The sequence below is a fragment of the Vibrio pectenicida genome, assembly GCA_024347015.1.
In the GTDB taxonomy this organism is placed as follows: Bacteria; Pseudomonadota; Gammaproteobacteria; order Enterobacterales; family Vibrionaceae; genus Vibrio; species Vibrio pectenicida.
The window spans coordinates 2880517-2902315 of record AP024889.1; the positions used below are offsets into that span (position 1 = coordinate 2880517).

Below are 21799 nucleotides of genomic sequence, written 5' to 3' on the forward strand. Positions count from 1 at the left end.
CTATGGCAAAACTCAAAGCAGAGCACTTAGCAAAAACTTATGGCAACCGAAAAGTTGTCACTGATGTTAGTTTAGAGGTTACTTCAGGACAAATTGTCGGCCTGTTAGGTCCCAATGGTGCAGGTAAAACCACATCTTTTTACATGATAGTCGGACTTGTCGCTCGTGATGAAGGTTCAATCACTATTGATGATGAAGATATTAGCATTCTCCCTATGCATAGCCGCTCTCGTATGGGAATCGGTTACTTACCACAAGAAGCCTCTATTTTCAGAAAGCTTTCTGTCGAACATAATATTATGGCGGTTTTGGAAACACGCGAAGAACTTACTCGCGAACAGCGCCAAGACAAACTAGAAGATCTGTTGGAAGAATTCCACATTCAGCACATTAGACACAGTGCTGGTATGGCATTATCTGGAGGAGAACGTCGCCGTGTAGAAATCGCTCGAGCGCTAGCAGCTAACCCTCAGTTTATTTTGTTGGATGAGCCTTTTGCTGGCGTCGACCCGATATCCGTCATTGATATTAAAAAAATCATTGAGCATTTACGTGATCGTGGGCTGGGCGTTCTAATCACAGATCATAACGTACGAGAAACATTAGATGTATGTGAAAAAGCGTATATAGTCAGCCAAGGGCATTTAATTGCTGAAGGTACCCCTGATCAGGTACTCAACAATGAACAAGTAAAACAAGTTTATCTCGGTGAACAATTCCGTCTATGATTAAAATGAAGAACGGTAAGATTCTATAGCATCTAAGGCAATTAATACTGAATGAAACCCTCATTACAACTCAAGCTAGGACAACAATTAGCTATGACCCCACAATTGCAACAAGCTATTCGCTTGCTGCAATTGTCAACCTTAGATCTTCAACAGGAGATTCAAGAAGCTTTAGATTCGAACCCACTTTTAGAAGTTGAAGAAAGTGGTGAAGAAAGCTCAAATATTGAAGAAAAGTCTGTAAATGAGGAGAAGGAAGCCAATACCGAAGCCACAGAACCTGAGGTAAAAGATAGCTCTGATCTTATCGAAACATCAGAAATAAGTAACGAGCTTGAAATAGATACCACTTGGGAAGATGTATACAGCGCCAACACAGGGAGTACGGGTCTTGCAATAGACGATGACATCCCCGTTTATCAAGGTGAAACAACCCAGTCCTTGCATGACTACCTCACTTGGCAACTAGATTTAACGCCATTTAGTGACACAGACCGAACTATTGCCATAGCGATCATTGATGCTATAGATGACTACGGCTATTTAACGATTTCAACTCAAGACATTCTCGAAAGCTTTAATAATGAAGATATTGAACTAGAAGAAATTGAAGCCGTTCGCAAGCGTGTTCAGCAATTTGATCCATTAGGTGTCGCATCAAAAAACTTGCAAGACTGTCTACTTTTACAACTCGCTGCTTTCCCTGAAGACACCCCATGGCTAATAGAAGCCAAGATTGTACTTTCTGATTATATAGATCAGCTAGGTAATCGTGATTATAAGGTGATCATAAAAGAAGCAAGATTAAAAGAGTCTGATTTAAAAGAAGCTTTGGGGTTAATTAAGCAACTAGACCCTCGCCCTGGAAGTCGTATTTCTGCTGAACATGCAGAATATGTGGTTCCGGATGTATCTGTATTCAAGGAACATGGAAAATGGCGGGTCACTATAAACCCAGATTCAATGCCAAGATTGAAAGTTAACCAACAGTATGCTGCACTTGGAAAAGGCAGTAGTTCAGACAGTCAATACATTCGATCCAACCTTCAGGAAGCCAAGTGGCTAATAAAAAGTCTAGAAAGTCGGAATGAAACTTTGCTGAAGGTAGCGAAATGTATCGTTGAACATCAACGTGATTTCTTTGAGTATGGCGAGGAAGCAATGAAACCAATGGTACTCAATGATGTTGCACTAGATGTCGATATGCACGAATCTACTATTTCAAGAGTTACGACTCAAAAGTATATGCATACTCCACGAGGTATTTTTGAATTAAAATATTTCTTTTCCAGCCATGTAAGTACGGATAATGGCGGAGAATGTTCATCCACTGCGATCAGAGCTTTAATTAAAAAGCTGGTTGCTGCTGAAAATAGTGCCAAACCACTCAGTGACAGTAAGATTGCAGCTCTACTTGCTGACCAAGGAATTCAAGTCGCTAGACGAACTATAGCGAAGTACAGAGAATCCCTAGGCATTGCCCCTTCGAGTCAGCGCAAACGCCTACTTTAGGCCTCTAACCGAGAAGGAAAGTCTATGCAAATCAATATAAATGGCCACCACATTGAGCTCACCGATTCAATGCAAGACTACGTAAATGAAAAGTTTCAAAAACTTGAGCGATTTTTTGACCATATAAATAACGTACATGTTGTTTTAAAAGTTGAAAAACTTCGCCAGATCGCAGAAGCTACCCTTCATGTCAACCAAGGCGAGATCCATGCATCTGCTGATGAAGAAAGCATATATGCTGCAATAGATTCTTTGGTTGATAAATTGATTAGACAATTAAACAAACACAAAAAAAAGTTAAATAACCACTAAATACTATGCAATTAAGTGAAATCCTCTCATTGGACTGTACGAAAAGTGCAGTCCAATGTACTAGTAAGAAACGTGCTCTTGAAATGATCAGTGAAATTGTCGCGTTGCGTACAGGGCAAAATCCTACTGACCTTTTTGAGTGCATGCTCAGCCGAGAGAAAGTCGGTAGTACAGGTATTGGTAATGGAATTGCCATTCCACATGCTCGTATGCAGTCGACAGACAAAGCGGTAGCCGTTCTTTTGCAATGTAAGTCTCCTATTGAGTTTGACTCAATAGACAATCGACCTGTTGATCTTCTTTTTGCTCTATTGGTGCCAGATGCACAATGCAAAGAGCATTTAAAAACACTTTCAAATATGGCAGAACGATTAAGCGATAAGCAAATTCTCAAACAATTACGTAAAGCTAAGTCAGATCAAGAACTTTACAATATTATGGTTAATCAGTAATGCGTCTTATCATTGTGAGCGGACACTCTGGAGCAGGCAAAACTGTCGCACTTCGTGTCCTAGAAGATATGGGATATTACTGCGTTGACAATTTACCCGTGGACCTGTTAGATAGATTTGTAAAATGCGTAAAGTCCAGTAAGCAAAATGTCGCTGTTAGTATTGATATACGTAACTTGCCAACCGAGCCTAATTTGCTCACCAATGTTCTGACCAAACTGAAAAAGTCTTCTGATGTGAGCGTCTTATTTCTGGATGCCCAGAAAAACACCCTACTTAAACGCTATAGTGAAACTCGGCGTATCCACCCGTTAACACTCAGCCAAGAAAATACCTCTTTAGAACAAGCGATTGAAAAAGAACGCTGTATTCTATCGCCCCTCAAAGAATATGCTGACTTAGTGATTGATAGCAGTCATAAATCATTACATGAACTAAGTGAGATGGTGAGAATGCGTATTGAAGGCCGTGAACGTAAAGACCTCGTCATGGTGTTTCAATCTTTTGGCTATAAGTATGGCCTCCCTAACGACGCTGACTACGTCTTTGATGTACGCTTTTTACCTAATCCACATTGGGAGCCAGCATTGCGTCCAATGACAGGGCTTGATGCTCCAATCAAAGCTTTTTTAGAAAGCCATCAAGATGTAATGGATTTAAAAGAACAAATTGCAACATTTATTGAAAATTGGCTGCCTTTACTCGAAAAAAATAACCGTAGCTACTTGACTGTTGCTATCGGTTGTACAGGCGGTCAACATCGGTCTGTTTACCTAGCCCAACAAATAGGCGAATATTTTGCCCAAATGGGCCATCAGGTGCAAATTCGTCACGTTAGCTTAGAAAAAACTCACAAGGAATAACCCATGCAACAAAAGAGTAGAACTGTCCTCATCCAAAATAGATTAGGGCTTCATGCTCGTGCTGCGGTAAAACTTGTCGAACTCGCCCAATCTTTTGATGTAATACTCACAATACAAAATCATGAAGGAAAAGAAGTAACCGCCGATAGTGTTATGGGACTGCTGATGCTTGAATCTTCGCAAGGTGAACACGTCACAATTACTGCCGAAGGTAACGATGCTAGACCAGCACTAGATGCTGTCTGCCTCCTCATTGAAGATAAATTTGAGGAAACCGAATAATTTTCTCTCTCCCAATAAAAGAAAAATCATTCCCTTTGTATTAACTTATTAAATAAACACTAAAATTAAGTTACTATTCGACATATTGTAAGCTTATAGAATCAGGGGGATAAAGATGGCAGAGCAAATTGAATTCGATCAAGCTCACCAAGCCCTCCAAGAAGTTTCAGAAGCTCTAGAAAATGGTCGATTTGTTCATGTCAGACGACAACTTCATGACATGGAACCAGAAGATATTGCCCATCTGCTAGAAGCCTCTCCTCGAAAAAGTCGAGATGTTCTTTGGCAGCTCACCGATCCTGAAGATTACGGTGAGATCCTTGATGAACTCAGTGAAGACGTCAAAGATGCTTTGGTTTCCAAAATGGAACCTGAGATGCTCGCTGAGGCAACAGAAGGCATGGACACAGATGATGTGGCCTATGTACTTCGTAGCTTGCCTGATAACGTCTCACGTGAAGTTCTTTCACAGATGGATATCTCCGACCGCTTACGTGTCGAAACCGCACTATCCTATCCTGAAGATACAGCTGGTGGACTAATGAACACCGACGTCATCACCATTCGTGGTGATGTTGACGTAGATGTTGTCCTGCGCTACTTGCGTATCAAAGGAGAATTACCAGAAGCAACCGATGCACTTTATGTCATTGATGAAGATAGCCGGCTTATAGGCCAATTACCCATTACCACCTTGGTTACTACACAGTCTGACATCAAAGTTAGTGAAGTAATGGCAGATGCAGATGAAGCGATTGAGGTCACTATGAGTGACTCTGATATCGCTAGCCTATTTGAACGTCGAAACTGGGTATCTGCTCCTGTTATTAACGAGCATCATCATCTCGTCGGTCGAATTACCATTGATGACGTAGTCGATGTTATTCGTGAAGACGCTGAACATTCGATGATGAGTATGGCAGGAATGGATGATGATGAGGATACCTTTGCTCCTGTAGTCAAGTCGGCACGCAAACGCAGTATCTGGCTTGGTGCCAATGTACTAGCGGCATTAGCAGCAGCTTCTGTATCCAATATGTTCGAGGCTACATTAGATCAAATGGCTGCAATTGCAGTTCTTATGACCATAGTTCCCTCAATGGGAGGAGTGGCGGGCAACCAAACAGTCGCTCTTGTGATCCGTGGCCTCGCCCTTGGTCATATCGGTGATGCGAATAAGCGTGAGCTGCTTATGAAAGAAGCCGCCATTGGCCTAGTAAACGGCATCATGTGGGCACTGATCATAGGCGGAATTGTTGTTGCCTGGAAGGGGAATTGGATGCTAGGAGGCATTATCTCTGCGGCCATGCTAACCAATTTACTGGTTGCTGGCATTGCTGGTGTAACAATACCTATTTTGCTGAAAAAGATGAAAATTGATCCTGCTCTAGCAGGTGGAATGGCATTGACAACTATAACAGACATCATTGGCCTTTCAGTCTTTCTCGGCCTAGCTACTCTAATGATATAATAAGCGATAATTAGCTAAAAAAGCACAGTAAATAACACTGTGCTTTTCAAGCATTTCTTAAAACACTAATTCATATTTGGACCTAGCCATTTTTCTGCTTCTAAGTTACTCCAACCTTTACGCTTAGTGTAGCTCTCCACTTGATCCTGTTGAATCTGTGCAATAGCAAAGTATCGTGCATCAGGATGGGAGAAATACATACCAGATACAGATGCACCTGGCCACATAGCGTAGCTCGTCGTTAGTGACATATCGATGGCTTTTTCAACGTCCATCAACTCCCACAACGTGCCTTTCTCTGTATGTTCTGGGCAGGCAGGGTAACCCGGAGCAGGACGAATACCTTGATACTTCTCTCGAATCAAATCGTCATTAGACAAATCCTCATCTGGCGAGTAACCCCAAATGTCCTTTCTCACTTCTTTATGTAGATATTCCGCGAACGCTTCAGCCAATCGGTCAGCAACCGCCTGAATCATGATCGCGTTGTAGTCGTCGCCTTTCGTTTTGTATTCATCAGCCAGCTCTCGCTCACCAATACCACCCGTTACCGCAAAGCCACCAATCCAGTCCGCTTTACCACTGTCTTTTGGAGCGATGTAATCAGACAGGCAATAGTTAAAGCCTTTAGGTTTCTCTGTTTGTTGACGAAGGTTGTGTAAAACCTTTAGAACCTTGGTACGAGATTCATCGGTATACACTTCAATATCATCACCAACACTGTTCGCTGGGAACATAGCACACATGCCTCGCGCTTGAAGCAACTTCTCTTTCTCTACTCGATCCAGTAAATCATTGGCATCTTTGAATAAACGTTTTGCTTCCTCACCCACCTCTTCATGATCAAGGATTGCAGGGTATTTACCCACCAGTGACCAAGTCATAAAGAAGGGAGTCCAATCGATGTATTGACGCAAGGTCGAAACATCAAAATCATCGAACACATGGACCTCGGGCCTAGCTGGTCTTGGAGGTGTATAGCTTGCCCAGTCGATAGCGACTTTATTTGCTCTTGCTTGCTCAAGTGTGATTGGCTTGGTTCTGGTTTTTTTTCGGTTATGCTGATCACGGACACGCACGTAGTCTGCATCGACCTTTTCAACAAAAGCCGGACGCAACTCATCAGAAAGCAACGAGGTACAAACACCCACCGCCCGTGAAGCATTATTCACGTAAACAACAGGATGCTTATAGTTTTGCTCAATTTTAACCGCCGTGTGCGCTTTAGATGTTGTCGCACCGCCAATTAACAATGGCAAATCAAAATCAAGACGTTCCATTTCTTTTGCCACATGGACCATCTCATCGAGTGACGGGGTAATAAGACCTGACAAACCAATAATGTCGACGTTTTCTTCTTTGGCTACCTTAAGGATTTTTTCACAAGAAACCATTACACCCAAATCGATAATTTCGTAGTTATTACACTGCAAAACAACACCAACGATATTTTTACCGATATCGTGCACATCTCCCTTAACCGTCGCTAACAAAATCTTACCATTCGTCGCACCGACTTCTTTGGAGGCATTGATGAAGGGTTCCAAGTGCGCAACCGCCTGCTTCATAACACGAGCAGATTTAACAACCTGTGGTAAGAACATCTTCCCTTCACCAAATAAGTCTCCGACAACATTCATACCGTCCATTAGAGGTCCTTCAATCACCTCAATAGGACGAGAGACATTTACACGAGCTTCTTCGGTATCTTCAACGATAAAGTCGGTAATACCTTTTACCAGGGAGTGCTCTAAGCGCTTTTCTACAGGCCAGGTTCGCCACTCTAAAGCAGATTTATCTTCAACCTTGCCAACAGCTCGCTCTAAGTATTCTGTTGCCATATCAAGCAAGCGTTCGGTCGAGTCATCACGACGGTTAAGTACAACATCTTCAACCGCATCACGCAGATCTTCTGGAACATTATCGTAAATTTCTAGCTGACCAGCGTTTACGATGCCCATATCCATACCGTTTTTAAAACAGTGATATAGGAATACCGCGTGAATAGCCTCACGAACGTAGTTATTACCACGGAATGAGAATGAAACATTCGACACACCACCAGAGATCATCGCATGAGGAAGATCGCGTTTGATGTCCCCTACCGCTTCAATGAAATCAACCGCATAGTTATTGTGCTCATCGATACCGGTAGCCACCGCGAAAATATTCGGGTCAAAAATAATGTCTTCTGGCGGGAAGCCGACTTCATCAACAAGAATATTATAAGCATTAGTACAGATCTCGACTTTACGTTCTCGAGTATCAGCCTGTCCTACTTCATCAAAAGCCATCACGATAACGGCAGCGCCATAGCGACGCACTAGCTTAGCTTGCTCGACAAACTTCTCTTTGCCTTCTTTCAGAGAGATTGAGTTAACAATACCTTTGCCTTGAATACATTTCAGTCCAGCTTCGATAACTTCCCACTTAGAAGAATCGACCATAACGGGGACTTTTGAGATCTCTGGTTCAGAAGCACACAGATTAAGGAATCTAACCATACACGCCTCAGCGTCTAGCATCCCTTCATCCATATTGATATCAATAATTTGAGCGCCATTCTCGACTTGCTCTCGCGCAACATTTAACGCTTCATCGTATAACTCTTCTTTAATAAGGCGCTTAAAACGAGCAGAACCCGTAACGTTAGTCCGCTCACCTACGTTCACGAACAAAGATTCTTTAGCAATCGTCAAAGGCTCTAATCCAGAAAGACGACAAGAGACGGGCAAATCTGGTAATTGACGCGGCGTGACACCCTCAACAGCCTCGGCCATCTGGCGAATATGTTCAGGAGTCGTACCACAGCAACCACCAATTAAGTTCAAGAAGCCACTTTCAGCCCATTCCTTAACGTGCCCAGCCATATTTTCAGGAGAAAGATCATACTCACCAAACGCATTAGGTAAACCTGCGTTAGGGTGAGCAGAAACATTACATTCTGAGATACGAGACATCTCACCAACATATTCACGCAGTTCATCGGGGCCTAATGCACAGTTCAATCCAAATGAGATAGGCTTAACGTGGCGCAGGGCATTGTAAAATGCTTCTGTCGTCTGACCTGAAAGGGTACGACCTGATGCATCAGTAATGGTACCGGAAATCATCACCGGTAGACTGGTACCAATTTCTTCAAAAACAGATTCAACCGCAAATGCACACGCTTTTGCATTTAACGTATCGAAGATAGTTTCAATAAGAATTAAGTCTGTCCCTCCCTTAATAAGTGCACGAGTCGATTCAGAATAGGCTTCAACCAACTCGTCAAAGCTAACATTACGATAACCTGGATCATTGACATCAGGGGATAGAGAACAAGTTCGGTTGGTTGGGCCTAACACACCTGCCACGAAGCGAGGTTTATCTGGGTTCTTTGCGGTCCATTCATCAGCTGATTCACGAGCAAGCTTGGCAGCAGTAAAGTTAATTTCTTCACTAAGGCTTTCCATATCGTAGTCAGCCATAGCAATGGTTGTCGCGTTGAAGGTATTGGTTTCGAGGATGTCAGCCCCAGCTTTAAGATATTCAGCATGAATCTCTTTAATCAGCATAGGTTGGCTCAAAACCAAGAGATCATTGTTACCCTTAAGATCACAATGCCAGTCGACAAATCGTTGGCCTCGGTAATCAAGCTCTTCAAGGCGGCGGTCTTGAATCATGGTTCCCATACCACCGTCGATAAGCAAAATTCGTTCTTTTAGCTGAGCTTCAAGCTGTTGCCTTACATCACTTCCCACAGTACAACCTCGTTCCTTTTATTATCTATCCATCCTAACACAGAACAAAAAGATGTCTAGATGGCTAAAAGCCTAAATATATCACTTAAGAATGACAAAAAAGTGTTTGCTATTTAATCACGTCGAGAAGAAAATTCTTAGTCATAATTTGTCACACTCTGAGATCTCAATGTCGGTTTACTATACTCTGTGTTTCTTATCTGCAGCTGCAATGCTTATAGCCTTTATAAACAGTAAGATAGGGAAGATGCAAACAACGATCGCTATCACTGCTGGCTCAATGATTTTATCTCTTCTCATTCTAATCGCCGGACAAAACAACTGGTTTCACTTGAGTGAAATTGCCTCAAAGACCGTGTCGAGCATTAACTTTGAAGACTTCCTCCTTAAAGGTATTTTAGGCTTTCTTTTATTTGCTGGAGGATTAGGCATTAAACTGCCTCACCTAAAAAATCAGAAATGGGAAATTACAATACTTGCTCTAGGCGCAACCTTATTCTCAACCTTTTTCATAGGCTTCGTCCTGTATGGTTTCTGCCAACTTATCGGTGTTCAGTTTGATTTAGTATACTGTCTCCTCTTCGGCTCTCTTATCTCACCAACAGACCCTATCGCAGTCCTAGCAATAGTTAAGAAACTGGACGCTCCTGAGAGAATATCAACCCAGATTGAGGGTGAATCACTTTTTAATGATGGTTTTGGCTTAGTGATATTTGTCACTTTATTTACTATAGCCTTTGGCGCTGAAACTCCCACAGTAGGAAGCGTCACCTTACTCTTCATGCAAGAAGCCATTGGTGGCATTGTATATGGTTTTGCCCTTGGGCTGCTATTCCATTACCTGATCAGTTCAACCGACGATCATTCCATGGAACTGTTACTGACTATAGGCATACCAACAGCTGGATATGCTTTCGCTGAGGTTTTACATGTTTCAGGTCCGTTAGCTATGGTTGTATCTGGAATAATGATCGGTAACTGGACTCGATTTATTGGCTTTTCTAAAGAGAGCGAAGATCACCTTGACCATTTCTGGGAACTCGTCGATGAGTTTTTAAATGGCGTCTTATTCCTTTTGATCGGTATGTCCATGTTACTGTTTGAGTTCCATGAAGAAGATTGGATTCTAATGGCATTTTCAATCCCGCTAGTACTAGGTGCTCGATACTTAAGTGTATTCTGCGCTTACATTGGCTTTAAGCGCCATCGAAAATACAACCCTTGGTCAGTCAAAATCCTCACTTGGGGTGGACTACGCGGTGGATTAGCCTTAGCCATGGCACTTTCTATTCCCTCAGGCATTTGGGTTATTCAAGACAAGCTTATCGACGTGAAGGAAATCATTCTCGTCATGACCTATTCTGTGGTGGTTTTCTCCATTTTAGTCCAAGGATCTACAATCACTCCAATGATTGAAAAAGCAAAGCTTGCAGAGAAACAAATGGATTCAGACAAAAGCTAATCTATCCTTAAAAGCTAGAAAGGCTCTTATAAAGAGCCTTTCTAGCTAATAGCAACGCTTCATTCCAAGTGATAGAATATTTATTTAAGATAATCATTCTTGTAATTAAAAAGCCTTAGTGTTTTCAGAAGCAGCCAAAATATACTCATCAAATTTATCATGATGCGCTATAGGCTTGACTCCATCAAAAGATGGAATGTAAGTAATCTTCCCATAATGCTTACCAAAGCCAAGTTTAGGAATAATATCCCCTTTAACGAAGCAATGCTCAATTTTTTCTGACGCATCTTCTTGGGACAACTGCCAATTGTCGCCATAGTGTTTTTTCATAGCCTTTTCATAGTTATGATCACTAAGGGCTGCACTAGCAAAGCAATACGCTCTTATACCATTACTCAATGCTGCATATTCTGCCTCTGCCGCACCTTTAGAATGGCCTACAGTAATAACTTTATAACCTTTAGGAGCTAATCTTTTAAGGTTAGCAGCAAGCGTCGCGGCTTGAGAATAACTTTTAGGAGTATGCCTACCAATACCATTTATTGCATTGGCCATATTTTGTTTATTAATATAACCAAGATTAGCTATTGCTCTATTTCCTAGTTTGGAGCTATTTTTTTCACCACTGGTGGTACCACCAAAAGAAATCACGATTTGCTTGGATTTTTCATTAATTGCTATAAATGCTGTTAGCCCAGATTTGGAGCATATAAGCTTACCATCATTGCCTAAGTGCATTGATTTTATACTTGAGCAAATATCTAGCGCCAGTTGCCGGGGAGTATTTTTACCCTGTGACTGTAAATAAGCGCTATCTGTTGCCCAAGTTTCCATATCCTCAGACTTAGGTAATGAACCTGTGTAAGGAGCTTTGGCCAAATATACGAATGGCCTAAGTTCCACCGCCTTAGATTTAATCCCTTCGTACTCAGCGCTAATCTCTTTGTATTTATCGTTAATCTTGCTCTTTTTGGATTGATCATTTGTTGTCGCAAAAGTTCGAAGTAATCTACCTCTAAGTTTGTCATCCAAATCTGCAGTTTTGGCGTGTTTAACGCATATAACGTTTAGCTCTTTTGTAGAAACATTGCGTCCTAAACTTGAACGAATTACGTTACTCACTGAATTTATAATGTTTGTATTCATTTTATTACCACAATATTGGTGTAAAAGCTGTGTGATTTATTAATGATCAACACGAATATTTGATAAAATAATACAGAAGGTGCTCAAGAATTTCCTCAGATTAGTTATGAATATTTCTGTAATAAATAGATAATTCAGTTAACGAAGAAGATATCAATAGAAGAAGAGGCAAAAGCCTATAGCTGAAAAAGTAAAACCCCAGCATTGCTGCTGGGGTTGAGAAGAATTGGCGGAGCGGACGGGACTCGAACCCGCGACCCCCGGCGTGACAGGCCGGTATTCTAACCAACTGAACTACCGCTCCGCACTGGTTAGACTGTATGTCTAAATTTGAAGCCTGGCGATGTCCTACTCTCACATGGGGAGACCCCACACTACCATCGGCGCTATTGTGTTTCACTTCTGAGTTCGGCATGGGTTCAGGTGGGTCCACAACGCTATGGTCGCCAAGCAAATTAGGTGACCTGCTGCGCACTCGCAACCGGTCAAAATCTGGAAAGCTGCTTACTCTTTAAAGAGCGTTCTCTACACATTCAATGTTCTACTTTGAGTCCACAACAAAACCCTTTGGGTGTTGTATGGTTAAGCCTCACGGGCAATTAGTACAGGTTAGCTCAACGCCTCACAACGCTTACACACCCTGCCTATCAACGTTCTAGTCTTGAACAACCCTTTAGGACCCTCAAGGGGTCAGGGAAGACTCATCTTAGGGCTCGCTTCCCGCTTAGATGCTTTCAGCGGTTATCGATTCCGAACTTAGCTACCGGGCAATGCCATTGGCATGACAACCCGAACACCAGAGGTTCGTCCACTCCGGTCCTCTCGTACTAGGAGCAGCCCCCTTCAATCTTCCAACGCCCACGGCAGATAGGGACCGAACTGTCTCACGACGTTCTAAACCCAGCTCGCGTACCACTTTAAATGGCGAACAGCCATACCCTTGGGACCGACTTCAGCCCCAGGATGTGATGAGCCGACATCGAGGTGCCAAACACCGCCGTCGATATGAACTCTTGGGCGGTATCAGCCTGTTATCCCCGGAGTACCTTTTATCCGTTGAGCGATGGCCCTTCCATACAGAACCACCGGATCACTATGACCTGCTTTCGCACCTGCTCGAATTGTCATTCTCGCAGTCAAGCGGGCTTATGCCATTGCACTAACCACACGATGTCCAACCGTGTTTAGCCCACCTTCGTGCTCCTCCGTTACTCTTTGGGAGGAGACCGCCCCAGTCAAACTACCCACCAGGCACTGTCCTTGACCCAGATAATGGGTCTAAGTTAGAACATCAAACATACAAGGGTGGTATTTCAAGGATGGCTCCATGCACACTGGCGTGCACATATCAAAGCCTCCCACCTATCCTACACATGTAGGCTCAATGTTCAGTGCCAAGCTGTAGTAAAGGTTCACGGGGTCTTTCCGTCTAGCCGCGGGTACACTGCATCTTCACAGCGATTTCAATTTCACTGAGTCTCGGGTGGAGACAGCGTGGCCATCATTACGCCATTCGTGCAGGTCGGAACTTACCCGACAAGGAATTTCGCTACCTTAGGACCGTTATAGTTACGGCCGCCGTTTACCGGGGCTTCGATCAAGAGCTTCGACCTAAGTCTAACCCCATCAATTAACCTTCCGGCACCGGGCAGGCGTCACACCGTATACGTCATCTTACGATTTTGCACAGTGCTGTGTTTTTAATAAACAGTTGCAGCCACCTGGTATCTGCGACTCCCGTTAGCTCCATCCGCAAGGGACTTCACCGACAAGAGCGTACCTTCTCCCGAAGTTACGGTACCATTTTGCCTAGTTCCTTCACCCGAGTTCTCTCAAGCGCCTTGGTATTCTCTACCCGACCACCTGTGTCGGTTTGGGGTACGATTTCTTACAATCTGAAGCTTAGAGGCTTTTCCTGGAAGCATGGCATCAATGACTTCACACCCGTAGGTGCTCGACGTCGTGTCTCAGCTTTGGAGAGAGCCGGATTTACCTAACTCTCAAGCCTACGCACTTGAACCTGGACAACCGTCGCCAGGCTCACCTAGCCTTCTCCGTCCCCCCATCGCAATTGTAAGAAGTACGGGAATATTAACCCGTTTCCCATCGACTACGCCTTTCGGCCTCGCCTTAGGGGTCGACTTACCCTGCCCCGATTAACGTTGGACAGGAACCCTTGGTCTTCCGGCGAGGGGGTTTTTCACCCCCTTTATCGTTACTCATGTCAGCATTCGCACTTCTGATACCTCCAGCATGCCTTACAGCACACCTTCAACGGCTTACAGAACGCTCCCCTACCCAATACAGTAAACTGTATTGCCGCAGCTTCGGTGTATAGCTTAGCCCCGTTACATCTTCCGCGCAGGCCGACTCGACTAGTGAGCTATTACGCTTTCTTTAAATGATGGCTGCTTCTAAGCCAACATCCTAGCTGTCTAAGCCTTCCCACATCGTTTCCCACTTAGCTATACTTTGGGACCTTAGCTGGCGGTCTGGGTTGTTTCCCTCTCCACGACGGACGTTAGCACCCGCCGTGTGTCTCCCGGATAGTACTTACTGGTATTCGGAGTTTGCAAAGGGTTGGTAAGTCGGGATGACCCCCTAGCCTTAACAGTGCTCTACCCCCAGTAGTATTCGTCCGAGGCTCTACCTAAATAGATTTCGGGGAGAACCAGCTATCTCCAGGTTTGATTGGCCTTTCACCCCTAGCCACAAGTCATCCGCTAATTTTTCAACATTAGTCGGTTCGGTCCTCCAGTTGATGTTACTCAACCTTCAACCTGCCCATGGCTAGATCACCTGGTTTCGGGTCTATATCCAGCAACTCGACGCCCAGTTAAGACTCGATTTCTCTACGGCTCCCCTAGATGGTTAACCTTGCTACTGAATATAAGTCGCTGACCCATTATACAAAAGGTACGCAGTCACACCACGAAGGTGCTCCTACTGCTTGTACGTACACGGTTTCAGGTTCTATTTCACTCCCCTCACAGGGGTTCTTTTCGCCTTTCCCTCACGGTACTGGTTCACTATCGGTCAGTCAGTAGTATTTAGCCTTGGAGGATGGTCCCCCCATATTCAGACAGGATATCACGTGTCCCGTCCTACTCGATTTCACTGAACACACGTCGTCGACTACGGGACTATCACCCTTTATTGTCGGCCTTTCCAGGCTGTTCGTCTAACGCGTGTAAAGCTTAAGGGCTAATCCAATTTCGCTCGCCGCTACTTTCGGAATCTCGGTTGATTTCTTTTCCTCGGGGTACTTAGATGTTTCAGTTCCCCCGGTTTGCCTCATTAACCTATGTATTCAGTTAATGATACGTGCTTATGCACGTGGGTTTCCCCATTCAGACATCCCAGACTCAAACGGTTGTTACTACCTAATCTGGGCTTATCGCAAGTTACTACGTCTTTCATCGCCTCTGACTGCCAAGGCATCCACCGTGTACGCTTAGTCACTTAACCATACAACCCCAAAGAGTCTTGCTCAGTTGGTGTTGTTAATTAAACAACCAAAGTTGCTGTCTCATTATTTGAATGAGCGAGACAGCGTTCGATTTTGCCGGACTCAAATATAAACGCCACAACGAATTGTGGTGTTTCCAAGAACACTTGAATGTGTGTTGGTACCCAATCATTCTTTCGTTAAAAAGAATCATTAGGATTTGAGAACTTTTATTTGAACAACAACCAATCACGGTTATTGTTCGTCAGCTTTCCAAATTGTTAAAGAGCGATGTATCTTCCTAGTGGAAACTACATTGTCTAAATACTATCGACGTCAATAATTACAACCACATACGTTTAACGGTGGCGGTAATAGAAATTGAAACGCAAAAATACTTAGAGAATGGTGGGCGATACCGGGCTCGAACCAGTGACCCCCTGCTTGTAAGGCAGGTGCTCTCCCAACTGAGCTAATCGCCCACAGAGTTTTACTTCTTCGTGGTGAAGAATGGTGGGTCGTGCAGGATTCGAACCTGCGACCAATTGATTAAAAGTCAACTGCTCTACCAACTGAGCTAACGACCCAATGGTATCCCGTAGGGGAGTCGAACCCCTGTTACCGCCGTGAAAGGGCGGTGTCCTAGGCCTCTAGACGAACGGGACACTAAGTTGAAGATATTGGGATATCTTCTTTCTCTTAAACTACATAAACCATCAATCTGTGTGGGTACTCATCAAAAATAATCATCGTATAAGGAGGTGATCCAGCGCCAGGTTCCCCTAGCGCTACCTTGTTACGACTTCACCCCAGTCATGAACCACAAAGTGGTAAGCGTTCTCCCGAAGGTTAAACTACCTACTTCTTTTGCAGCCCACTCCCATGGTGTGACGGGCGGTGTGTACAAGGCCCGGGAACGTATTCACCGTGGCATTCTGATCCACGATTACTAGCGATTCCGACTTCATGGAGTCGAGTTGCAGACTCCAATCCGGACTACGACGCACTTTTTGGGATTCGCTCACTTTTGCAAGTTGGCCGCCCTCTGTATGCGCCATTGTAGCACGTGTGTAGCCCTACTCGTAAGGGCCATGATGACTTGACGTCGTCCCCACCTTCCTCCGGTTTATCACCGGCAGTCTCCCTGGAGTTCCCGACATTACTCGCTGGCAAACAAGGATAAGGGTTGCGCTCGTTGCGGGACTTAACCCAACATTTCACAACACGAGCTGACGACAGCCATGCAGCACCTGTCTCAGAGCTCCCGAAGGCACACCTGCGTCTCCGCTGGCTTCTCTGGATGTCAAGAGTAGGTAAGGTTCTTCGCGTTGCATCGAATTAAACCACATGCTCCACCGCTTGTGCGGGCCCCCGTCAATTCATTTGAGTTTTAATCTTGCGACCGTACTCCCCAGGCGGTCTACTTAACGCGTTAGCTCCGAAAGCCACGGCTCAAGGCCACAACCTCCAAGTAGACATCGTTTACGGCGTGGACTACCAGGGTATCTAATCCTGTTTGCTCCCCACGCTTTCGCATCTGAGTGTCAGTATCTGTCCAGGGGGCCGCCTTCGCCACTGGTATTCCTTCAGATCTCTACGCATTTCACCGCTACACCTGAAATTCTACCCCCCTCTACAGTACTCTAGATGACCAGTTTCAAATGCTATTCCGAGGTTGAGCCCCGGGCTTTCACATCTGACTTAATCATCCACCTGCATGCGCTTTACGCCCAGTAATTCCGATTAACGCTCGCACCCTCCGTATTACCGCGGCTGCTGGCACGGAGTTAGCCGGTGCTTCTTCTGCAGCTAACGTCAAATGAATGCGCTATTAACACATCCACCTTCCTCACTGCTGAAAGTACTTTACAACCCGAAGGCCTTCTTCATACACGCGGCATGGCTGCATCAGGCTTGCGCCCATTGTGCAATATTCCCCACTGCTGCCTCCCGTAGGAGTCTGGACCGTGTCTCAGTTCCAGTGTGGCTGATCATCCTCTCAGACCAGCTAGGGATCGTCGCCTTGGTGAGCCATTACCTCACCAACTAGCTAATCCCACCTGGGCATATCTTGACGCAAGAGGCCCGAAGGTCCCCCTCTTTGGCTCCCGTTCATTACAAACAAAAGCATTATGCGGTATTAGCCATCGTTTCCAATGGTTATCCCCCACATCAAGGCAATTTCCCAGGCATTACTCACCCGTCCGCCGCTCGACGCCGAAGTAGCAAGCTACTTCTCGTTTCCGCTCGACTTGCATGTGTTAGGCCTGCCGCCAGCGTTCAATCTGAGCCATGATCAAACTCTTCAATTTAAAGTTTTGATTTCCTAACTAAATAGGATTGGGCTCAATGAATACTGACTTCAAAACTAATATTTACCGCTTATTCGAAAATAAACAGAAACATGTAATTCTAAAGCTATTATCGTTCTCTTCTTAAATAAATAGGAACAGAACGATAATGAATTGACTGTGCCAAATAATGCCTTTCTACAAGAGAAAGTCGTTATTTGTATTGGTCACTCAGTTCATTGATACCTAAAGTGATTCAATAGAATCATTTTTGGATTATCATCAACGAGTGCCCACACAGATTGATAGGTTTAGTTTGTTAAAGAGCGTTGCTTAGTTCCTTTTGGGTCATAAGCAGGACGCGTATAATACGCGACTGACTATTGAAGTCAACATAAAACTCTTAGTTTTAAAAGCTTTATGGTGACTCGTCTATAAAGACAAGTCGAAATAAAAGCCTGGCGATGTCCTACTCTCACATGGGGAGACCCCACACTACCATCGGCGCTATTGTGTTTCACTTCTGAGTTCGGCATGGGTTCAGGTGGGTCCACAACGCTATGGTCGCCAAGCAAATTAGGTGACCCGCTGCGCACTCGCAACCGGTCAAAATCTGGAAAGCTGCTTACTCTTTAAAGAGCGTTCTCTACACATTCAATGTTCTACTTTGAGTCCACAACAAAACCCTTTGGGTGTTGTATGGTTAAGCCTCACGGGCAATTAGTACAGGTTAGCTCAACGCCTCACAACGCTTACACACCCTGCCTATCAACGTTCTAGTCTTGAACAACCCTTTAGGACCCTCAAGGGGTCAGGGAAGACTCATCTTAGGGCTCGCTTCCCGCTTAGATGCTTTCAGCGGTTATCGATTCCGAACTTAGCTACCGGGCAATGCCATTGGCATGACAACCCGAACACCAGAGGTTCGTCCACTCCGGTCCTCTCGTACTAGGAGCAGCCCCCTTCAATCTTCCAACGCCCACGGCAGATAGGGACCGAACTGTCTCACGACGTTCTAAACCCAGCTCGCGTACCACTTTAAATGGCGAACAGCCATACCCTTGGGACCGACTTCAGCCCCAGGATGTGATGAGCCGACATCGAGGTGCCAAACACCGCCGTCGATATGAACTCTTGGGCGGTATCAGCCTGTTATCCCCGGAGTACCTTTTATCCGTTGAGCGATGGCCCTTCCATACAGAACCACCGGATCACTATGACCTGCTTTCGCACCTGCTCGAATTGTCATTCTCGCAGTCAAGCGGGCTTATGCCATTGCACTAACCACACGATGTCCAACCGTGTTTAGCCCACCTTCGTGCTCCTCCGTTACTCTTTGGGAGGAGACCGCCCCAGTCAAACTACCCACCAGGCACTGTCCTTGACCCAGATAATGGGTCTAAGTTAGAACATCAAACATACAAGGGTGGTATTTCAAGGATGGCTCCATGCACACTGGCGTGCACATATCAAAGCCTCCCACCTATCCTACACATGTAGGCTCAATGTTCAGTGCCAAGCTGTAGTAAAGGTTCACGGGGTCTTTCCGTCTAGCCGCGGGTACACTGCATCTTCACAGCGATTTCAATTTCACTGAGTCTCGGGTGGAGACAGCGTGGCCATCATTACGCCATTCGTGCAGGTCGGAACTTACCCGACAAGGAATTTCGCTACCTTAGGACCGTTATAGTTACGGCCGCCGTTTACCGGGGCTTCGATCAAGAGCTTCGACCTAAGTCTAACCCCATCAATTAACCTTCCGGCACCGGGCAGGCGTCACACCGTATACGTCATCTTACGATTTTGCACAGTGCTGTGTTTTTAATAAACAGTTGCAGCCACCTGGTATCTGCGACTCCCGTTAGCTCCATCCGCAAGGGACTTCACCGACAAGAGCGTACCTTCTCCCGAAGTTACGGTACCATTTTGCCTAGTTCCTTCACCCGAGTTCTCTCAAGCGCCTTGGTATTCTCTACCCGACCACCTGTGTCGGTTTGGGGTACGATTTCTTACAATCTGAAGCTTAGAGGCTTTTCCTGGAAGCATGGCATCAATGACTTCACACCCGTAGGTGCTCGACGTCGTGTCTCAGCTTTGGAGAGAGCCGGATTTACCTAACTCTCAAGCCTACGCACTTGAACCTGGACAACCGTCGCCAGGCTCACCTAGCCTTCTCCGTCCCCCCATCGCAATTGTAAGAAGTACGGGAATATTAACCCGTTTCCCATCGACTACGCCTTTCGGCCTCGCCTTAGGGGTCGACTTACCCTGCCCCGATTAACGTTGGACAGGAACCCTTGGTCTTCCGGCGAGGGGGTTTTTCACCCCCTTTATCGTTACTCATGTCAGCATTCGCACTTCTGATACCTCCAGCATGCCTTACAGCACACCTTCAACGGCTTACAGAACGCTCCCCTACCCAATACAGTAAACTGTATTGCCGCAGCTTCGGTGTATAGCTTAGCCCCGTTACATCTTCCGCGCAGGCCGACTCGACTAGTGAGCTATTACGCTTTCTTTAAATGATGGCTGCTTCTAAGCCAACATCCTAGCTGTCTAAGCCTTCCCACATCGTTTCCCACTTAGCTATACTTTGGGACCTTAGCTGGCGGTCTGGGTTGTTTCCCTCTCCACGACGGACGTTAGCACCCGCCGTGTGTCTCCCGGATAGTACTTACTGGTATTCGGAGTTTGCAAAGGGTTGGTAAGTCGGGATGACCCCCTAGCCTTAACAGTGCTCTACCCCCAGTAGTATTCGTCCGAGGCTCTACCTAAATAGATTTCGGGGAGAACCAGCTATCTCCAGGTTTGATTGGCCTTTCACCCCTAGCCACAAGTCATCCGCTAATTTTTCAACATTAGTCGGTTCGGTCCTCCAGTTGATGTTACTCAACCTTCAACCTGCCCATGGCTAGATCACCTGGTTTCGGGTCTATATCCAGCAACTCGACGCCCAGTTAAGACTCGATTTCTCTACGGCTCCCCTAGATGGTTAACCTTGCTACTGAATATAAGTCGCTGACCCATTATACAAAAGGTACGCAGTCACACCACGAAGGTGCTCCTACTGCTTGTACGTACACGGTTTCAGGTTCTATTTCACTCCCCTCACAGGGGTTCTTTTCGCCTTTCCCTCACGGTACTGGTTCACTATCGGTCAGTCAGTAGTATTTAGCCTTGGAGGATGGTCCCCCCATATTCAGACAGGATATCACGTGTCCCGTCCTACTCGATTTCACTGAACACACGTCGTCGACTACGGGACTATCACCCTTTATTGTCGGCCTTTCCAGGCTGTTCGTCTAACGCGTGTAAAGCTTAAGGGCTAATCCAATTTCGCTCGCCGCTACTTTCGGAATCTCGGTTGATTTCTTTTCCTCGGGGTACTTAGATGTTTCAGTTCCCCCGGTTTGCCTCATTAACCTATGTATTCAGTTAATGATACGTGCTTATGCACGTGGGTTTCCCCATTCAGACATCCCAGACTCAAACGGTTGTTACTACCTAATCTGGGCTTATCGCAAGTTACTACGTCTTTCATCGCCTCTGACTGCCAAGGCATCCACCGTGTACGCTTAGTCACTTAACCATACAACCCCAAAGAGTCTTGCTCAGTTGGTGTTGTTAATTAAACAACCAAAGTTGCTGTCTCATTATTTGAATGAGCGAGACAGCGTTCGATTTTGCCGGACTCAAATATAAACGCCACAACGAATTGTGGTGTTTCCAAGAACACTTGAATGTGTGTTGGTACCCAATCATTCTTTCGTTAAAAAGAATCATTAGGATTTGAGAACTTTTATTTGAACAACAACCAATCACGGTTATTGTTCGTCAGCTTTCCAAATTGTTAAAGAGCAAGATTCTAATTAAGAACCATGTTTAAGTGCACTATTGCAAATGCATTTAAAGATGGTATCCCGTAGGGGAGTCGAACCCCTGTTACCGCCGTGAAAGGGCGGTGTCCTAGGCCTCTAGACGAACGGGACACTGAGTTCCTAGAAGGAAACTTGGTGGAGCTAATCGGGATCGAACCGATGACCTCTTCGCTGCCAGCGAAGCGCTCTCCCAGCTGAGCTATAGCCCCAT

At 45.2% G+C, this 21799-nt stretch carries 10 protein-coding genes, 6 tRNA genes and 5 rRNA genes; 8 read left to right on the top strand and 13 right to left on the bottom strand.

All coding sequences use genetic code 11. The annotated features are described in order from the left end of the window. Positions 1–2: 2 nt before the first annotated feature. From lptB to mgtE, 7 genes are all read left to right on the top strand, one after another. Complete coding sequence (lptB, locus tag OCV27_RS13195; protein WP_125319955.1) at positions 3–728, top strand: LPS export ABC transporter ATP-binding protein; 726 nt, start codon at positions 3–5, stop codon at positions 726–728. 51 nt (positions 729–779) lie between these two features. Further along, positions 780–2240: an RNA polymerase factor sigma-54 gene (locus OCV27_RS13200; RefSeq protein ID WP_125319956.1), complete on the top strand. Its 1461-nt coding sequence runs from the start codon at positions 780–782 to the stop codon at positions 2238–2240. A 24-nt stretch (positions 2241–2264) separates the two neighbouring features. Beyond that, entirely contained in the window at positions 2265–2552 is a 288-nt protein-coding gene (hpf, locus tag OCV27_RS13205; protein WP_125319957.1) for a ribosome hibernation promoting factor, read from the top strand. Between the two features lie 5 nt (positions 2553–2557). After that, positions 2558–3004: a PTS IIA-like nitrogen regulatory protein PtsN gene (gene ptsN, locus OCV27_RS13210; protein ID WP_125319958.1), complete on the top strand. Its 447-nt coding sequence runs from the start codon at positions 2558–2560 to the stop codon at positions 3002–3004. Continuing rightward, a complete protein-coding gene (gene rapZ / locus OCV27_RS13215; RefSeq protein ID WP_125319959.1) occupies positions 3004–3867 on the top strand; it encodes an RNase adapter RapZ in 864 nt (287 codons plus the stop codon). The genes ptsN and rapZ overlap by 1 nt, the downstream gene beginning before the upstream one ends. A 3-nt stretch (positions 3868–3870) precedes the next feature. Continuing rightward, positions 3871–4149 (top strand): HPr family phosphocarrier protein, encoded by a 279-nt coding sequence (locus tag OCV27_RS13220; RefSeq protein WP_125319960.1) that lies wholly within the window; start codon positions 3871–3873, stop codon positions 4147–4149. A gap of 115 nt (positions 4150–4264) precedes the next feature. Further along, on the top strand, positions 4265–5620 hold the full coding sequence (gene mgtE / locus OCV27_RS13225) for a magnesium transporter (protein WP_125323241.1): 1356 nt from the start codon (positions 4265–4267) through the stop codon (positions 5618–5620). A gap of 65 nt (positions 5621–5685) precedes the next feature. Here the strand turns inward: mgtE and metH are convergent, their stop codons facing one another. After that, complete coding sequence (metH, locus tag OCV27_RS13230) at positions 5686–9363, bottom strand: methionine synthase (protein ID WP_125323240.1); 3678 nt, start codon at positions 9361–9363, stop codon at positions 5686–5688. A 91-nt stretch (positions 9364–9454) separates the two neighbouring features. Here metH and OCV27_RS13235 point away from each other — a divergent pair, with 91 nt between their 5' ends. Beyond that, on the top strand, positions 9455–10825 hold the full coding sequence (locus OCV27_RS13235) for a cation:proton antiporter (protein ID WP_420919467.1): 1371 nt from the start codon (positions 9455–9457) through the stop codon (positions 10823–10825). 105 nt (positions 10826–10930) lie between these two features. Here OCV27_RS13235 and OCV27_RS13240 read toward each other — a convergent pair whose 3' ends face one another. The 12 genes from OCV27_RS13240 to OCV27_RS13295 all read right to left on the bottom strand — a co-directional run bounded on the left by OCV27_RS13240 (position 10931) and on the right by OCV27_RS13295 (position 21797). Continuing rightward, positions 10931–11971: a Tle-like phospholipase domain-containing protein gene (locus OCV27_RS13240; RefSeq protein ID WP_125323238.1), complete on the bottom strand. Its 1041-nt coding sequence runs from the start codon at positions 11969–11971 to the stop codon at positions 10931–10933. Between the two features lie 227 nt (positions 11972–12198). After that, a tRNA-Asp gene (locus OCV27_RS13245) sits at positions 12199–12275 on the bottom strand. A gap of 31 nt (positions 12276–12306) precedes the next feature. Next, a 5S ribosomal RNA gene (gene rrf, locus OCV27_RS13250) occupies positions 12307–12422 on the bottom strand. Between the two features lie 127 nt (positions 12423–12549). Beyond that, positions 12550–15439 (bottom strand): 23S ribosomal RNA (locus OCV27_RS13255). Positions 15440–15825: 386 nt separating this feature from the next. Continuing rightward, positions 15826–15901: transfer RNA gene (locus OCV27_RS13260), tRNA-Val, on the bottom strand. 29 nt (positions 15902–15930) lie between these two features. Beyond that, positions 15931–16006: transfer RNA gene (locus OCV27_RS13265), tRNA-Lys, on the bottom strand. A 2-nt stretch (positions 16007–16008) separates the two neighbouring features. Then, a tRNA-Glu gene (locus OCV27_RS13270) sits at positions 16009–16084 on the bottom strand. Positions 16085–16173: 89 nt separating this feature from the next. Continuing rightward, positions 16174–17731: ribosomal RNA gene (locus OCV27_RS13275) — 16S ribosomal RNA — on the bottom strand. A 435-nt stretch (positions 17732–18166) separates the two neighbouring features. Beyond that, positions 18167–18282 (bottom strand): 5S ribosomal RNA (rrf, locus tag OCV27_RS13280). 127 nt (positions 18283–18409) lie between these two features. Continuing rightward, a 23S ribosomal RNA gene (locus OCV27_RS13285) occupies positions 18410–21299 on the bottom strand. Together the 16S, 23S and 5S rRNA genes with 6 tRNA genes alongside form the textbook arrangement of a ribosomal RNA operon. A gap of 324 nt (positions 21300–21623) precedes the next feature. Further along, positions 21624–21699, bottom strand: a tRNA-Glu gene (locus OCV27_RS13290). Between the two features lie 22 nt (positions 21700–21721). Continuing rightward, positions 21722–21797, bottom strand: a tRNA-Ala gene (locus OCV27_RS13295). Positions 21798–21799: the final 2 nt, after the last annotated feature.

What these genes read in the sequence shown, in the direction of transcription:
- OCV27_RS13240 (WP_125323238.1), bottom strand. Translation starts at nt 11,971, where the DNA reads ATGAATACAAACATTATAAATTCAGTGAGTAACGTAATTCGTTCAAGT.
- OCV27_RS13200 (WP_125319956.1), top strand. Translation starts at nt 780, where the DNA reads ATGAAACCCTCATTACAACTCAAGCTAGGACAACAATTAGCTATGACC.
- ptsN (WP_125319958.1), top strand. Translation starts at nt 2,558, where the DNA reads ATGCAATTAAGTGAAATCCTCTCATTGGACTGTACGAAAAGTGCAGTC.
- OCV27_RS13235 (WP_420919467.1), top strand. Translation starts at nt 9,455, where the DNA reads ATGACAAAAAAGTGTTTGCTATTTAATCACGTCGAGAAGAAAATTCTT.
- mgtE (WP_125323241.1), top strand. Translation starts at nt 4,265, where the DNA reads ATGGCAGAGCAAATTGAATTCGATCAAGCTCACCAAGCCCTCCAAGAA.
- OCV27_RS13220 (WP_125319960.1), top strand. Translation starts at nt 3,871, where the DNA reads ATGCAACAAAAGAGTAGAACTGTCCTCATCCAAAATAGATTAGGGCTT.
- hpf (WP_125319957.1), top strand. Translation starts at nt 2,265, where the DNA reads ATGCAAATCAATATAAATGGCCACCACATTGAGCTCACCGATTCAATG.
- rapZ (WP_125319959.1), top strand. Translation starts at nt 3,004, where the DNA reads ATGCGTCTTATCATTGTGAGCGGACACTCTGGAGCAGGCAAAACTGTC.
- lptB (WP_125319955.1), top strand. Translation starts at nt 3, where the DNA reads ATGGCAAAACTCAAAGCAGAGCACTTAGCAAAAACTTATGGCAACCGA.